Here is a 15694-nt window from a genome sequence, read left to right on the forward strand (position 1 = left end):
ATTATTTGTTGATGTTCTACAAATATATTTATTATAAGCTGCTTCTATTTTTATTATAACTAAAAAAAATCTATATACTGAATAGCCATTTATCTCATTTAAGTAGGAAAATATAAATATTAACTTATCATTTTCATAAGCGGTCATAATGATGTGTTTAGATCGCAATCTGTTTTGAGAGGAGTGGTTGCTTATGCAGGTTGAAATATCGAGAAGAAGGTTTCTTCAAGGTAGTGTAGCTTTAAGCGTAGTTGGAGGAGTAGGGATCAGTTCTGAAAATCTTTTTTCATCAGGGATGGAGAGTTCTCATAAAATACCAGAGTCTATTACTACTAAGACTGGTTCAGGTAATGCTAAATTAGTTCCTACTTTATGTGAAATGTGTGTAAACAAATGTGCTGCTATAGCACGAGTTGAAAATGGTGTAGTTACAAAGCTTGATCCAAATCCTAGTTTTCCTAAATCAAAAAATATGCTTTGTCCAAGAGGTAATGCTGGAATTCAAGCTCTTTATGATCCAGATCGTCTTAAGTATCCTATGATACGAGTAGGCAAGAAGGGAGAGGGAAAGTTTAAACGTGTTACTTGGGATGAAGCATATGATGCTATCTTAAATGGTACAGATAAGTTTAAAGGATTGAAACAGATATTAGAAGAGGAGAAAGATAACCGTTCCACTTTTGTCTTTTGTGCCGGTGAAGGGATGGCAGAACACACTTTTAAAACATTTTATACAGGCTTTGGTTCAGCCAACTGGTTAAATCACGCTTCACTTTGTTTAAGAACAGTTGTATCGGGCTATGGAGTTACGCTCGGAGCTTATCCTCAAGCAGATTTGGATAATGCAGAGTACATTATTATGGCAGGAGCGAATCGTGCAGAGGCAATAGTAACACCTGATACAATGGATTTTTTCAAGCGTACAAAAGGTCGTGGAGCAAAACTTATATGTATAGATCCTCGTTTTACAAATACAGCAGCAAAAGCAGATAAATGGTTGGCTATAAAACCGGGTACAGATTTAGCTTTTGTATTAGCACTTACTTATGTAGTGTTGACAGAAGAGCTTTATGACAAAGAGTATGTGAAAAAATATTTTAATGGTTTTGAAGAGTATAAAAACCATATTCTTAATAATGCTTATACTCCTGAATGGGCAGAAACAATCACAGGTATAAAAAAAGATGATATTTACACAATCGCTCGTGATTTTATGAAACATGCTCCAAAAGCAGTATATTACCCAGGTCGTCGCAGTACATTTTCAAAAAATGACTTTCAACTCAGACGGGCAATGGCTATATTTCAGGCATTAAGTGGAGGAATAGATAATCAAGGAGGATTGGTTTTTGGAAAAAAACTACCTCTTAAAGGGCATGAAGTAATCGCTCCAATGTATGCTCAGGCGCAAGGTGTAAATGTTGATAGAAAAAAAGGTGGTGGCCATGGGTATGCTGATTGTGCAGTAGTATCAGGAGGAGGTTCATGGCTTGCATTTAGAAATCGTGTATTGGAAGGACGCAATCCATACCCAGTTAGAGGAATGTTTGTCTATAAGCACAATCCTATTATGAATATGCCAAATCGAGCAAAGACAGAAAAGTTTATGAAAGATTTGGATTTGACAGTTGTTATTGACACTATGCCAAGCGATACAGCAATGTTTGCAGATGTACTTCTTCCTGAATGTACCTACTTAGAGCGTACAGATCCAGTTAAAACATTTGGAGGCGTAGAGCCTTCAATAGCAGTACGAAACAAAGTAATTGAGCCAATGTTTGAGACAAAACCGGTTATAGAGATTTTAAGAGGATTAACTGAAAAGATATCGAAACCTCTTTTTGAGATTACTAAAAAGTATGATGAAGATGTACAAGATGACATAGCCGATAGAGGTGAAGAAGAGGTATATGCTGAATTTGATTTGACAATACCTTTTAAACATAGTCAAGAAGAGTTAAATGAGCATGCAGTTTCAGGCTATCCTGGTGCAGCTGAAGCATTAAAAAAGTATGGTGTTTACTATCCTGAAAGAGAAAAATACTTTAAAAGAGTTTCACTTAATGAGTATCAATACTATCCTGAAAATGCACGTTACTATAGTGTAACAGGAGGTAAGCCTAAAACCAATTCAGGAAAGGTTGAATGCAATCTTAAAACTCTTTCAAGAAAAGGTGTAGATCCTATGCCTACTTGGCATGATGAGTATGAATATAAAGTACCTGAAGGCAAATTTAGACTATTAACTGGTCGTCATGCACAATTTACTCAAAGTGGGACGGCAAATAATGCAATGTTACATGACCTTATACATGAAAACTACATATGGATCAACAAGCGTGTTGCAAAACAGAAGGGCATTAAGTTTGGTGATTTAGTTGAAGTAACCAGCAATGCAGGAAGTATACGTATAAAAGCATATCCAACAGAAAAGATTGCCCCTGATCAAGTATTTTTTATACATGGGTTTGGTGAAGAGTCTGAAGCACTTACTTGGGCTTACAGAAGCGGTGGAAATGATAATGCAATTATAGAAGATATTTTAGAGCCTGTTTATGGCGGTGCTGCAATGCATGAAACAAATGTAGAGATAAGAAAGGTTTAAAAGATGGCACGATACGGAATGGCCTTGGATTATAAAAACTGTATCAATTGTAAAGCTTGTGAAGTTGCTTGTAAGGAAGAGAATGGTGTACTTCTTGGTGCTGACAAACATCGCATCTGGGTAGGTGTAAAAGAGATAGAGGGTGAATGGCCAAATTTAAGCATAGCTTCCAGTACATTTGTACCTAGCCAGTGTCAACATTGTGAAAATGCTCCTTGTCAGGAAGTTTGTCCAACACAAGCAACATATTATGATGAAAATGGAGTTGTCAGAGTTGACAGTGACAAATGCATTTTATGTAGTTACTGTATGGTTGCTTGTCCTTATGATGCAAGATATGTAGATGATAGAACAATGACAGTAGATAAGTGTAACTTCTGTTCAGATACACGATTGTCAAGAGGAGAAGTTACAACAGCTTGTCAAGCTACCTGTCCTACTAAAGTGCGTGTTTTTGGTGATTTGGATGATCCAAACAGTGAGATTAGTGAACTTTTAAGAACTCGTGAGCATTTTGTCTTAAAAGATCATATTGGTACAAAACCAAAACTGTTTTATTTGGTATAAGGAGTTAAAATGTTAAGTATAAGTAAAATATTACCGCATAAAGAGATAACGCTAAAAGCTCTGTTTAGTTTTGAAAAGACACCATTCAACATTTTTATGGCTGGTTTGACAATTCTGCTTTTGTCTTTGTTTGGCATTGGTGTTATAAGCTACTTTATTCATGGACATCATGCTTATGGAGTTACTAGAGAGCATCCTTGGGGTCTGTTGATCGCTATGTACATCTTTTTTGTTGTATCTTCAACTGGACTATGTATTATTTCAGCGTTAGGACATGTTTTTAAGTTTAAAAGTTTTGAATTTATTGGAAAGAGAGCAATCTTTGGAGCGATCATTACCATTCTTTCAGGATTTGCTGTCATAGGTCTTGAGATTGGGCATCCTGTTCGTATGATGATCTATAACACTATCTCTCCGGGCTTGACATCTGCAATCTGGGGTATGGGTGTACTCTACTCCATCTATCTAGGTCTTATTGTCATGGAGTTTATTTTTCTTTCAAGAGATGATCACAAATGGTCAACAATGTTTGGACTAGGAGGTCTTCTAATCGGAATTGCAGCACACTCAAACCTTGGTGCAGTTTTTGGTTTTCTTGTTGGACGACCGTTAGCAAATGGTGTATTTTACCCAGTATACTTCATTTTGTCTGCAATGATTACAGGCTGTTATTTGCTTTTTTTAATGTATGGATATAAGTATAAAATGCAGTTTGATGAGCAGATGGAGAAGTTTTTGGTACATTTAGCACGTCTTCTTGGATTGCTTATAGCTATTTTAATGTTTTTTGAGTTTTGGAGATTTATGACTGCAATTTACGGTGGTGTACCTGAAAGAGCAGATACAGCTATACACATTTTGACATCTCCAGGTTTCTTGATTGGGGAGCTACTTCTTGGAATGTTAATACCATTTTTCATTATTCTTTTCAGTAAAGCAAAAGCTATTAAGAAAATTATTTATGCTTCAATTGGTGGAATGGTAGGAATCTTTTTTATGCGTTACGACTTGGTACACGATACTCTTCTTTATCCTATGCAGACACTTAAGATTCGAGAGTATCAACTTCCACCATCTTGGGTAGAGTATTCACCAACTTTTACAGAGTGGGCAATAGCATTGGGAGCATTGGGCATTATGTTAACTCTTTACTATATTGGAGAGAATTTTTTCTTTTTAGACCCTAAAGAGCATGATGAATATTTTGAAAATTATCGTGGTATAGATAGCAAAAATTAATGGCAATTAAGCAGATAAAAGATAAAATAGTCGCCGATGATCAAGCTTGTAGGTAGGAGAATAATGTGATGAAAAAATTATTATCATTAGTAGCAGGTATGGTATTATCGGCAACTATTGCAAATGCTGGAGTACATGAAGATGTACATTGGGGGTATAGTGGTAAGAGTGCACCAGAATACTGGGGAGAACTTTCTCCTAAGTATGAGATGTGTAAAATAGGAAAAAATCAATCTCCTGTAGATATTCGTACACAAGATGCATATGATGTTGATCTTGAGCAGTTGATTTTTAGTTATTATGCCAAAACGACTCATGTTTCAAAAGCTCATGGCATAAAAGTAGCAGTTGATCCAGGAAACTTCATTGTTGTTGACGGTAATAAATTCAAATTAAAGCAGTTTCACTTTCATTCACCAAGTGAAACTATGGTGAATGGTCGATCATTTCCTTTAGAAGCTCATTTTGTACATGTTTCAGATGATGGTCAGATTGCTGTAATTGCAGTGTTTTTTGAGTATGGGAAAAGCAATCCATTATTAGAGAAAATTTTTAGCAAAGCACCAGCTGTTGAAAATTTAGATAGCTCTTTAGTATTTAAGCCTAAAGAGATTATGAAATTGTATCCTGCAAATAAAGAATATTATAGATATAATGGTTCTTTAACTACTCCACCTTGTACAGAAGGTGTACGATGGATTGTTATGAAAAAACCTTTGACTGTTTCTAAAAAACAGATCAAACGATTTAAAGAGTTAGTTCCTTACAGCAACAATCGTCCTGTTCAACCGATAAATGCCAGAGTTATTTTGAAATAGTTCTGTAAAAAGCACTCCAGTTTTTTTAAACGGAGTGCATTAAGCATACATATAAAAGAGTGATTGTATAGTAGCAGTTGGTGGGACTTGTCTGTTAACTATATCAATGAGCATTTTATAGTATTCATCTTGGCTCATAGTAGTACTATCTATTTGACTCATCTCTTCTATTACGTTTTTTTTGTCACTCTGATCAAGAAGATTCATCTGTTCTCTGAGCCCAATACGCTGTTCTTGAGATAAGTTTTGCATAATATCACTCAGTCCACCCTGTTTTCTTGTATCTGCTTCAGAACTATTCATATTTTTTGTCTGGTATTGATACATTGTTGCATATGAATTTACTTGCATAGCTTTTACTCCTGCAATTATGTTTAAAACCATAACAGCTTAAAGCAAATTTTGTTCCATTGCAGAAGAAGTTTTTTCAGTTTAAAGTACGGCAGATAGCTTTTGCAATCTCTTCACAGTAACTTTCTAACTCTTTTTCCAATACATGTTCACTGTGAAGGAAAGTTATACTTCCAAGAATTCCCATAATAGAAGAGAATGCAATAAAAAAATTTTCTTGTGTGAATTCATTATTTTTTACACCATCATCTATTAATATCTCTAACTCTTCAATAAACTCTTTTGCAAGCGAAAAACCGCAATCTTCTTCATTGCAGAAGATCTCTCTATTAGATAGGTATACTTGAAAAAAGTATTCAACCATTTCAGGATTTTTTTGAATAAATGAGAAATAACTTTTTACAAATTCATATATCTTTTTTGTCGCAGATATAGGTTTACTATTGATATATCTTAGATCAATAGCCAATTTTCCAGTAACATGTGATATGGCAGCTGTTGCAAGACTCATTTTAGATGGAAAGTGAGTATAGAGAGAGCCTTCACTAATACCTAGATTGCTGGCTATATCACGCATTGTTGTTTTATAAAAACCATGTTTTGAGAAAAGCTGCAGAGATGAAGCAATGATTTTTGCGCGTTTTTGCCTTTTATTCAAATATGTCTCCAGATGAAAATAGATATTTTTTATTCGTCAATAAGATTGTATCAGTTTAAAGGTTGATTTTTCTTTTATTTACCGAATGAATATTCATTATCAGTTTTATGAATGCTCCCTCATTTTTTTTAAAGACATCGTCCAGATATCACCGTTATAATTTTTTCTTTAAAAGCTTAGCTGCTTCATAAACTTAAGTTAAAGGCGAAATTATGGTAGTACAGGAGAAAAGAACATGCATTAGAGCCTACTGTAATATGGATTGCGGCAACAATGTAATGGAGATAGAGTATTGCTGCAAGAGTATGAAAGAGAAAATATTTGATGTTGTAGAAAAACTTATGAAAGCACATAACTATCCGCCAGAAGAGGTAGAACTATATACCGAAGAACATAGTGAAGAGTGTGGATTGATTTGTGTTGAATTTTATCATGACGATATGCATCGTTATGGGTTACTATTTTTCAATGAATTGATGGCAGAACTTAATATTCAATATTGTGATGAATAAAGGATACAGGGATGGATCAGGCAATCAAACCCAAACTATTTAGAATAAATACAGGAAGCTGTAACGGATGTGATGTTGAGTTTGTAGCAACTGCATTTGTACCAAAGTTTCATGTTGAAGAGCTTGGCATAGAGTTGGTAGAGAGTATAGAAGATGCAAATGTTTTACTTGTAACTGGACCAATGACTGCTCGCAGTAAAGCTTACTTTGAAGAGGCAGTCTCTAAAGTGAAATCTCCGTATGTCGTAGTAGGTGTTGGTACTTGTTCGGTAACTACAGGTATTTTTAGAGACTCATATGCTATTTATGGACCATTAGACAAATATATAGATGTTGATGTTAATGTGGCTGGTTGTCCTCCTCGTCCACAAGCTATTGCAGAAGCACTTGCTCAAGGTGTTGAGATATTGCAGGCTAAAGTAAGAGGAGAAAAAACTCCTACCAAACTAGAGACAATTTTTAATGATTTTGAAGCACCTAAAAGTTATAGAGGACGAATGGCATTAGATGAGCAGAAGTGTACAGCTTGCCGTACCTGTGAAACTGTATGTCCTTCAGGGGCTATTAAAATTACCAAAACATTGGAAGGGTACAGACACACAATTTGGCACAATACCTGCTGTTTTTGTGGTAACTGTTCATACTTCTGTCCTACCGGAGCTATTTTCCCAACCAATGATTTTCATACCGTTCAACTACAAGAAGAGAAATATACTGACACAAATATAGCACTTATACCATTTCATGAGTGTGAAGATTGCGGTAAAAACTTTATACCAGCAACTAATGCATTAATAGCTAAATCATATCCAGATAAAGAGATACCAGAAATCTTGGCAACAAGTTGTCCGGAATGTAGAAAGAAAACAGCGTTTGAAAGGTTTTATAAATGAAAATAGAAGAGATTATACAACCACTTCAGGCAAGTTTGCAATATGCATATGAGCTTAAAGAAGATAGTGACAGTTATGGAAACAAACTATTATGGCTTAAACTTGATGATAAAAGAGATGTCATAAATGTTGCTCGGGTAGTTGCTAATTTAGGTGGTCGTTGTGTTACAGCCACAGCATACAAAACTGATGATGGTCACGTTATTATCTATCATTTAGATGTTGATGGAATTATTATAAATATGGAAGCACATACAACTGATAGCATTATAGACTCTATTACTCCTTTGCTTCCAAGTGCTGACTGGGCTGAGCGTGAGTTTCGTGAAATGTATGGCATTGAACCAATTGGTCATCCACATAATGAGAGACTATTTCTTGATGAAAGCATTATGAAGGGTGTGTTAAATCGATATATTCCTCTTTCAAAGATGATGCTCGGTGTAAGTGAGAGCGATATTTTATGGGAGAGAGTTGAGAAGGAGAATAAAGCATGAGCGAAAAGGTAACAATTGGTCCATTCCATCCTGAGTTGGAAGAGTCGGTTTATTTTAAGCTTCAAGCTAACGACAATAAAGTTGTAACAAGTATTGATTTGGTCAATGGTTTCATTCATCGAGGAATGGAGGCATTGGTTACACAGAAAAACTTTATGCAAAATCTTATTTTAACAGAGAGGGTCTGTTCTCTTTGTTCTAACAACCACCCTTTCGCTTATGCGTTGGCAGTAGAGAAGATTGCAGGGGTAAAAGTTCCACAACGAGCAGAAGCATTGAGAGTAGTAGCTGATGAGGTGAAAAGATCTGCATCAAATCTTTTTAACCTTGCAATGATGTCTCATCTGGTTCATCACCATGATTTAATGAAAGAGACAATGGAAGCTCGTGAATTGATGCAAGATCTTAAAGAGATCATTTGGGGTAACCGAATGGATATGAGTGCAAATACTCTTACCGGTGTAAAGTATGATTTAGATGATGAGAAGATTGATCTGATTCTTAAAACACTTGAAACATTTGAGCCTAAACTTGAGTCACTGACAGAGCAGTATGAAAATGATGAAACAGTTGTCAATAGAACTGTAGGAATCGGTGTTCTTCCAAAGGTAGATGCACAAAGGTTGGGTGTAACAGGTCCGGTAGCAAGAGGTAGTGGCATTAATAACGATGTACGTGTCAAAGCACCATATGCACTATATGGAGAGTTGAAACCAAAAGTTACACTTAGAGATGCTGGTGATGTACATGCAAGAGCAATGTGTCGTTTGGGTGATATTGCCGAAGCAGTACGCCTGATTAAAGATGTAGTAAATGATCTTCCTGAAGGACCAGTAGTTCTTGAAAAACGACCTCATATTCCAGCAGGTGAAGCAACAGTAAGAGTAGAAGCACCTCGTGGTGAGCTTATCTACTACCTAAAAACAGATGGAACACAAAAACCTGTAAGAATGCGATGGAAAGTGCCTACCTATACAAACTGGGAAGCGCTTAAAGTTATGATTCTTGGTGATAAAGTAAGCGATGTAACACTGATTTTAAATAGTATAGATCCTTGTATCTCATGTACAGAGCGGTAAGTTAGGAGTTTAAACGATGAGTCATAAATTTATATATGCAGACGCACAAAAATGCATCGGCTGTCTTAACTGTGAATTGGCTTGTGCAGCAAGCCATATGGGTATTACACTTGAAAAAGCGTATGAGTTAGGACAGAGTGGTGTAAAGCTTATTTCACGCAACAGAGTAATAAAAAGTGGAGAATTGACTGCTCCAATGCAGTGTATGCAGTGTATGGATGCACCTTGTGTAAATGCCTGCCCAATTGACATTATCAAGTATGAAGACAACTATGTGAAGTATTATGAAGATGACTGCATAGGATGCCAAAGTTGTGAAATGGTTTGCCCGTATGGAGCAGTTGTAATGGCACCAAATGAGAAAGATGATGCTCCTGTAAGCAAAATGGTTGCATTGACATGTGATTTATGTGGCGGAGAAGATGGCAAGCAAGCTTGTGTCAATGTATGTCCTACAGATGCAATTTCACTGATCGATTACGATCTTTACAAAGCTATTGAGTATGGAAGAGAGTTGGAGGGGCGGCACGCAAATGCATGAGTATTCAATCGTTCAGTCGATGCTCGATCTGTGTGAGAAACACTCAAAGGGAAAAGCAGTTGAAAAAGTTGCCGTCAAAATAGGCAAAATGAGCGGTATCGAACCACACTTTTTAAAAGAGAGTTTTGAAGTGTTTAAAGAAGATACCGTCTGTCATGATGCTGTTATGGAGATGGAGCTTATCGATATTACGATTGAATGTCAAAAGTGCAAAGAGGTTTCAAAAGTTGACAATTTCAACTTTTACTGTCCCCTATGTGAAAGCGGTGATACAAAGGTACTCACCGGACAGGAGATGCATATAGACTATATCGTGTTAAAGGAAGATGGATGAAGAAGCATTATCTGAAGGTAAAAAGAGAGACTCCGAAAAAGAGAGATCCTAACGAGAGAATTGTAGACTTTCACCCTACATATGAGATGTTCAGTGAATCAGAAGCAAGTTTACAGTCTGCACGCTGTATCAAATGCCCAATAGATATATTACGTGATTTAAAGAGTGAGTTTAGTTTTTGTCGTACAGGATGTCCTCTTGAAAATAAAATTCCTATTTGGGTTGAAAAAGTAAAAGAGGGTGATATTGAAGGGGCATTTAAAGCAAGTAATGAAGTCTCTCCATTTCCTGAAATCTTGGGACTTGTCTGCCCTCATGATATTCTTTGCCAAGGTGGCTGTACAATTTCCAGAACAGAACATGGAAGTGTGACAATTGGTGCTATTGAAGTCTATTTGAATGAAGAGGCATTTAAAAGAGGTCTTAGACCATACTATGGTGAAGATAAACCAAAAACTGGACATAAAGTTGCTGTTATAGGTAGTGGTCCTGCCGGATTTAGCTGTGCTACATTTCTTTTAAGAGGCGGTGTTGAGGTAGATATGTTTGAAAAGTCTGACCGTCCTGGTGGACTTTTAACATATGGTATTCCTAACTTTAAAATTTGTAAAGATGTAATTTTACGTCGATTCGAGTGGATGCAGGAAGCTGGACTAAATCTATATCTAAACACAGAGATTAAAAGCTCTGCTCAGATGAAAGAGATGCTCAATGAGTATGATGCTATTTTCGTTGCTCTTGGTGCACCAAGCGGACGAAGTGCTCGTATGAAGAATGAGGATGCACATGGTGTATATCACGTTATGGATATTCTTAAGCATGCTCAAAAAAGAGTATTTGAAGATTTCTATGAGTTTATTCTTGAAGGTAAAGATGTTGTTGTTATTGGAGGTGGTGACTCAGCAATGGATGCTGTACGAACTGCCATACGTACAAAAGCAAAATCTGTAAAATGTCTCTATCGACGTGATGAAGCGAATATGCCTGGAAGTAAAAAAGAGGTTATTAACGCTAAAGAAGAGGGTGTTCAGTTTGAGTTCTATACTGCTCCAAAAGAGGTTGTAGTTGATGAAGGACACCACGTTAAGGGCATAATCTGCCAAAGAACAGAGCTTGGTGAACCTGATGAAAGTGGTAGACGTAGACTTAATGTTGTCGAAGGAAGTGAATTTGAGATTCCTTGTGATGTAATTATTCTAGCTCTTGGATTTGACAATGTTATCTTCCCTTGGTATGAAGATGCACAGATCAAGACAGGTAAATGGGGTGAAGTTTTAGTTGATGAAAATAAACGAACTTCTAACCCACGAATTTTTGCCGGTGGTGATGCTGTAAGAGGTGCCGATTTAGCTGTTACAGCTGCAGCAGATGGTAAAAAAGCAGCACTTACCATTTTAAAAGATTTTGGTATATCTCTATAAAACCTACAACACTCCTGTTTCGTTTTAGATCGAAACAGGAGATGTAATGTTCACTTTCTCTTAATCCTCAAAAATTAAAACTATTACACCATTTCAAATTCTATTTGCTTAATTTTTTTATAAGAAGGGCTATAGAAAGTAGTGTTAATATACGATATTTTTATTTTAGAAAAAAAATAGAAAAAATTCTCAAAAACCCTTGACAAAACAGAAGTTTTAGAATATAATTTCGGCGTGATTTATGAATCACAAACCTCAAAGATTCCGGATTAGCTCAGCGGTAGAGTAGGTGGCTGTTAACCACTTGGTCGCTGGTTCGAATCCAGCATCCGGAGCCATTCTTCATTCCCCATAAAATTGCATTTACTCTTTGGATTATCTTGATTGTTTACTCAGAACTTCTTGTTGGTATAAACGCCCATTAAACTCTCCAATTGCAATCGCCCATTCAACTATCAACTGCAACAACAGGATCAACTGCAGAACAAGTCTGCGTAATTGTAGCAAAGAAAACTTCTGTCGGAGTTTTGTAACCCAACACTTTCCTTGGTCTGTTGTTTAGTTTGTTCTGAACCTCCACAATCTGTCTGTCTGAAATAGTATCAAACGCTCCGCCCATTCAACTATCTCTATTGCATCTATAATTTGATCTAATATCTCAATTACAAGAGTTTTATCATACATAGATACCATCTTTCTCTATACGTCTTTTGAAGGCCAAATTCATTTTATCTCTTAAACGTACTATATCAACTTTGGTATGAAATGAGTTCTCTAACTCCTCTTTAAAATCATAAAGTAAAAAATAATCACTCACAGGGGTCTCTATTGCAATGTCAATATCACTATCATCCCTGTTTTCATCTCTTGAATAAGATCCAAAAAGTACTAATTTAGAGATTTGATATTTTTTCATAAAATCATCTTTATGTGCTTTTAAATAAGCTATAATTTCATCTTTACTCATATCAAACCCCTTTTTTTCTTAGTTTATAGAGATAATATCATAAACCACATAGCCATTAATTTTAGATACTTATTAGATACTACATATTAAAAATTTTGCAAAATACTAATAGTGTATTATAAAACAAATTCCTAAATCAAGGTGCTTTTGAATAGTTTTAGCAAGTTTAAGAAAGTATGTCTTTTATTATTACAATCATCTGTTAACTAACTTGGTTACTGGTTATAATCTAGTATTCAGAACCATTTCTCAATTTTTCTCCTGAAGTTAAATATTGCAAATTCTTAAAAAATTCAGTACCAGAATCTTTTTGCTCATTTAACTGTTAGTTTGCTGTTAAAAGGTTGGAAGAAACTTGGTGTTACTTCCAACTTTAAAGTTTTTAATGAGTTTCAAACATTATAAAACTCTCTATACCATTTTACAAAGTTGTTGATTCCCTCTTCTATTGGCGTTGCTGGTTTATAACCTAAATCTTCTATTAGATCAGTAACATCTGCATATGTTGCAGGAACATCGCCAGGTTGAATTGGTAGCATATTCTTTTCTGCTTTTTTGCCAATAGCATTTTCTATAGCTTCTATAAAGTCCATTAGTTTTACTGGGTTATTGTTTCCTATATTGTAAATTTTATAAGGTGCTTTACTACTGCCTGGGTCTGGTTGTTTACCGCTCCAGTTGGGATCTCCTTTTGGAGGATTGTCTATAACTCTTATAACACCTTCTACAATATCATCAATATATGTAAAGTCACGCTTCATTTCACCATAGTTAAATACATCAATAGGTTTGCCTTCCAAAATAGCTTTTGTAAATAGGAAAAGTGCCATATCTGGGCGACCCCATGGTCCATAAACTGTAAAAAATCGTAAACCTGTTGTTGGCAGATTGTAAAGATGACTGTAAGTATGAGCCATTAACTCATTTGATTTTTTGCTTGCCGCATATAAGCTTATGGGGTGGTCTACATTGTCGTGTACAGAAAAAGGCATTGTCTCATTTAAACCATAAACGCTTGAGCTGCTTGCATATGCCAAGTGTTTAACATCATTATGTCTGCAAGCTTCAAGAAGATTTACAAAGCCCACAATGTTACTGTCAATGTATGCATAAGGATTTGTTAAACTATAACGTACACCTGCTTGTGCTGCAAGGTTGCATACTTTATCAAACTTCTCTTTTTCAAAAAGTTTGGTTATGGCTTCTCTGTCTTCAAGATTTAGTTTTATGAATTTGTAGTTGTCATACTTTTTACTTTGAATTAGCTTTCCATAATCTATGTTTTCAGCATTCTCTATACCTGTCTCTTCAAGTCTTCCATATTTAACTCGTAAGTCATAATAGTCATTTATATTGTCAAGACCAACAACTTCATCACCACGTTCAAGTAGTCGTTTTATTAGATGATACCCTATGAAACCTGCTGTTCCAGTAACTAATATTTTCATTGTTATCCTATTATCTATTAATTTAAAATGATTTGGAAAATTATAACGAAAGATTGCTAGAGTTGGAATGAAATTAGAATAGTAAGACCGCCCTTATCTTTTTATGCAAATAAAGGCGATTGGAATATGTAAAAATAGAATTATTTTTTACATTCTCCTACTGTAATCTCTTTACGGTTTTTTTCTACTATCTTGGAACCTATGCCTTTTACACTGCTTAAATCATTGGCATTTTTAAAACAGTGATTTTTGCGATATGCCACAATAGCTTCTGCTTTTCCTTTACCTATGCCATTAAGTGTCATTAACTCATCTGCTGAAGCATTATTTATATCTATAGATGCAAATAAAGATACAACTGCCATAGCAGAACCAACTAAAACTTTTGATACAAGTGTACTCATAGGTAACCCTTTTTTAGTATTAAAACATAAAAGATATAGCTAATTATATTATTTGTTATACATTATTATATATAGCAAATGGAAATTATAATTTAACATCTTTTAGTTTCAATACATTCTACACTATAGTTTTATGAACTATTCTTAATTTATAAATTTTAAAAGAAAATTATTTAAATGGAGTATTTTTAAGAAGATTTTACCCTCCCATAAGGAAGGGCTATAGAAGATAATAGTTGTTTTACGCTAAAGCTGCTTTAGACTGCTCAACAACTTTAGAAAATGCTGCAGGGTTGTTCATAGCCATATCTGCAAGAATCTTTCTATCTAGCTCAATACCAGCTTTTTTAAGCCCATGCATAAATGTAGAGTAGTTCATATCATTCAGACGGCACGCTGCATTGATACGGATAATCCAAAGTTTTCTGAATTCTCTTTTTTTCTGTTTTCTGTCACGATAAGCATAAACAAGGCTTCTTTCAACCTGTTCTTTTGCTTTTCTGAAATGTTTTCTTCGTCCACTATAGAAGCCTTTTGCAAGCTTCAATATTTTTTTATGTCGTCGTCGTCGTACGACTCCAGTTTTTACTCTTGGCATGTTTCTTTCCTTTCTTTACCTGTTTCCATCTTATTTGATGTCAAGGTGTCGGTTCATAATTTGACCGAACTTGCCCGTTCTTGTGCATTATATGCACTTTTCGGGGAACTCTTAATCTTTTACCGTTTTTTATTTTTGACCAAGCATCGTTTTTACACGAGCTACATCAACATCAGCAACATACTGTGCTGAGCGAAGTTTACGTTTGCGCTTTTGACTCATTTTAGTCAAAATGTGGCTTCTGAATGCAGATCCACGCTTGATGCTGCCACTCTTTTTGACTTTAAAACGCTTTGCAGCGCCGCGTACCGTCTTCATTTTAGGCATGAACTTCCTCCTTTATAAGATAAACACAACAAAAAATTGTCATATGAAAATTTTCTGTGTGCAAAATGGGGCGTAATTATACCAAAAAATATGCTCAATTCAAATTAAAAATAGATATGTCGATACAAAATTATCAGCCAAATCCGATGAAATTTTAAATATTTATTAAAAAAAGATTTTGGAAAGATTTTTGCTTGAGTTGACTCAAAAAAATGTGGGGTCAACAATGAAACAATATACAAAAGCAAAAGCATTGCTTGAATCGTTAAAGACAATACCAGATTATAGAGTAGATATAGGAAAGATACAGTATCCATTAGCAGAAGTGCTATTTATGGTAATATTTGCATTACTAAAGGGTAATACAAAATTCAAAGAGATATTTGGGTGGATGGTTTATAATAAAGAAAACCCGATACTTAAAGATATTTTTGA

Annotated in this window: 20 protein-coding genes and 1 tRNA gene; 13 read left to right on the top strand and 8 right to left on the bottom strand. The window is 35.3% G+C overall.

All coding sequences use genetic code 11. From position 1 onward, the window contains the following. The first annotated feature begins 193 nt into the window (after positions 1-193). From BM227_RS04960 to BM227_RS04975, 4 genes are all read left to right on the top strand, one after another. Positions 194-2605, top strand: coding sequence for a molybdopterin-containing oxidoreductase family protein (locus tag BM227_RS04960; protein ID WP_092911776.1), 2412 nt, complete (start codon positions 194-196; stop codon positions 2603-2605). A gap of 3 nt (positions 2606-2608) precedes the next feature. Next, complete coding sequence (locus BM227_RS04965; RefSeq protein WP_092911778.1) at positions 2609-3172, top strand: 4Fe-4S dicluster domain-containing protein; 564 nt, start codon at positions 2609-2611, stop codon at positions 3170-3172. A 9-nt stretch (positions 3173-3181) separates the two neighbouring features. Further along, a complete protein-coding gene (nrfD, locus tag BM227_RS04970; protein WP_092911780.1) occupies positions 3182-4411 on the top strand; it encodes an NrfD/PsrC family molybdoenzyme membrane anchor subunit in 1230 nt (409 codons plus the stop codon). A 68-nt stretch (positions 4412-4479) separates the two neighbouring features. Then, positions 4480-5229 carry a carbonic anhydrase gene (locus tag BM227_RS04975; RefSeq protein ID WP_092911809.1) on the top strand — a complete coding sequence of 250 codons (750 nt, stop codon included), beginning with the start codon at positions 4480-4482 and terminating at the stop codon, positions 5227-5229. Between the two features lie 39 nt (positions 5230-5268). Here the strand turns inward: BM227_RS04975 and BM227_RS04980 are convergent, their stop codons facing one another. Together BM227_RS04980 and BM227_RS04985 are read right to left on the bottom strand one after the other, a co-directional pair. Continuing rightward, positions 5269-5580 (bottom strand): hypothetical protein, encoded by a 312-nt coding sequence (locus BM227_RS04980; protein ID WP_143089691.1) that lies wholly within the window; start codon positions 5578-5580, stop codon positions 5269-5271. A gap of 76 nt (positions 5581-5656) precedes the next feature. Further along, entirely contained in the window at positions 5657-6238 is a 582-nt protein-coding gene (locus tag BM227_RS04985) for a TetR/AcrR family transcriptional regulator (RefSeq protein ID WP_177201995.1), read from the bottom strand. 212 nt (positions 6239-6450) lie between these two features. On the opposite strand from BM227_RS04985, the gene BM227_RS04990 reads away from it, so the two are divergent. The 8 genes from BM227_RS04990 to BM227_RS05030 all read left to right on the top strand — a co-directional run bounded on the left by BM227_RS04990 (position 6451) and on the right by BM227_RS05030 (position 11853). Then, positions 6451-6750: a hypothetical protein gene (locus tag BM227_RS04990; RefSeq protein WP_092911786.1), complete on the top strand. Its 300-nt coding sequence runs from the start codon at positions 6451-6453 to the stop codon at positions 6748-6750. 11 nt (positions 6751-6761) lie between these two features. Continuing rightward, the gene (locus tag BM227_RS12905) at positions 6762-7643 is read left to right on the top strand and encodes an NADH-quinone oxidoreductase subunit B family protein (protein WP_218147912.1); all 882 of its coding nucleotides are present in this window, start codon (positions 6762-6764) and stop codon (positions 7641-7643) included. Next, complete coding sequence (locus tag BM227_RS05005) at positions 7640-8140, top strand: NADH-quinone oxidoreductase subunit C (protein WP_092911788.1); 501 nt, start codon at positions 7640-7642, stop codon at positions 8138-8140. Before BM227_RS12905 ends, BM227_RS05005 begins: the two co-directional genes overlap by 4 nt. Beyond that, positions 8137-9219: a hydrogenase large subunit gene (locus BM227_RS05010; protein WP_092911789.1), complete on the top strand. Its 1083-nt coding sequence runs from the start codon at positions 8137-8139 to the stop codon at positions 9217-9219. The genes BM227_RS05005 and BM227_RS05010 overlap by 4 nt, the downstream gene beginning before the upstream one ends. 16 nt (positions 9220-9235) lie before the next feature. Next, positions 9236-9760 carry a 4Fe-4S dicluster domain-containing protein gene (locus BM227_RS05015; protein WP_092911791.1) on the top strand — a complete coding sequence of 175 codons (525 nt, stop codon included), beginning with the start codon at positions 9236-9238 and terminating at the stop codon, positions 9758-9760. After that, on the top strand, positions 9753-10094 hold the full coding sequence (locus tag BM227_RS05020; RefSeq protein WP_092911792.1) for a hydrogenase maturation nickel metallochaperone HypA/HybF: 342 nt from the start codon (positions 9753-9755) through the stop codon (positions 10092-10094). Before BM227_RS05015 ends, BM227_RS05020 begins: the two co-directional genes overlap by 8 nt. Then, the gene (locus tag BM227_RS05025) at positions 10091-11515 is read left to right on the top strand and encodes a glutamate synthase subunit beta (protein ID WP_092911794.1); all 1425 of its coding nucleotides are present in this window, start codon (positions 10091-10093) and stop codon (positions 11513-11515) included. The genes BM227_RS05020 and BM227_RS05025 overlap by 4 nt, the downstream gene beginning before the upstream one ends. A 263-nt stretch (positions 11516-11778) precedes the next feature. After that, positions 11779-11853, top strand: a tRNA-Asn gene (locus BM227_RS05030). Positions 11854-11963: 110 nt separating this feature from the next. On the opposite strand, the gene BM227_RS12725 is transcribed toward BM227_RS05030, so the two are convergent. The 6 genes from BM227_RS12725 to rpmI all read right to left on the bottom strand — a co-directional run bounded on the left by BM227_RS12725 (position 11964) and on the right by rpmI (position 15259). Next, positions 11964-12134, bottom strand: a complete 171-nt coding sequence (locus BM227_RS12725) for a hypothetical protein (protein WP_177201996.1) — start codon at positions 12132-12134, stop codon at positions 11964-11966. Positions 12135-12191: 57 nt separating this feature from the next. After that, positions 12192-12482 carry a nucleotidyltransferase family protein gene (locus BM227_RS05035; protein WP_092911795.1) on the bottom strand — a complete coding sequence of 97 codons (291 nt, stop codon included), beginning with the start codon at positions 12480-12482 and terminating at the stop codon, positions 12192-12194. Between the two features lie 392 nt (positions 12483-12874). Continuing rightward, on the bottom strand, positions 12875-13930 hold the full coding sequence (locus BM227_RS05040) for an NAD-dependent epimerase (RefSeq protein WP_092911797.1): 1056 nt from the start codon (positions 13928-13930) through the stop codon (positions 12875-12877). 140 nt (positions 13931-14070) lie between these two features. After that, complete coding sequence (locus BM227_RS05045) at positions 14071-14334, bottom strand: ComEA family DNA-binding protein (RefSeq protein ID WP_092911798.1); 264 nt, start codon at positions 14332-14334, stop codon at positions 14071-14073. A gap of 241 nt (positions 14335-14575) precedes the next feature. Next, positions 14576-14932 (bottom strand): 50S ribosomal protein L20, encoded by a 357-nt coding sequence (gene rplT, locus BM227_RS05050; RefSeq protein WP_092911800.1) that lies wholly within the window; start codon positions 14930-14932, stop codon positions 14576-14578. Between the two features lie 129 nt (positions 14933-15061). Next, positions 15062-15259: a 50S ribosomal protein L35 gene (gene rpmI / locus BM227_RS05055; RefSeq protein ID WP_092911802.1), complete on the bottom strand. Its 198-nt coding sequence runs from the start codon at positions 15257-15259 to the stop codon at positions 15062-15064. A gap of 226 nt (positions 15260-15485) precedes the next feature. On the opposite strand from rpmI, the gene BM227_RS05060 reads away from it, so the two are divergent. Continuing rightward, a partial coding sequence (locus BM227_RS05060; protein ID WP_143089692.1) for a transposase family protein occupies positions 15486-15694 on the top strand: 209 nt, incomplete at its 3' end.

This window comes from Hydrogenimonas thermophila, assembly GCF_900115615.1.
Taxonomy (GTDB): Bacteria; Campylobacterota; Campylobacteria; order Campylobacterales; family Hydrogenimonadaceae; genus Hydrogenimonas; species Hydrogenimonas thermophila.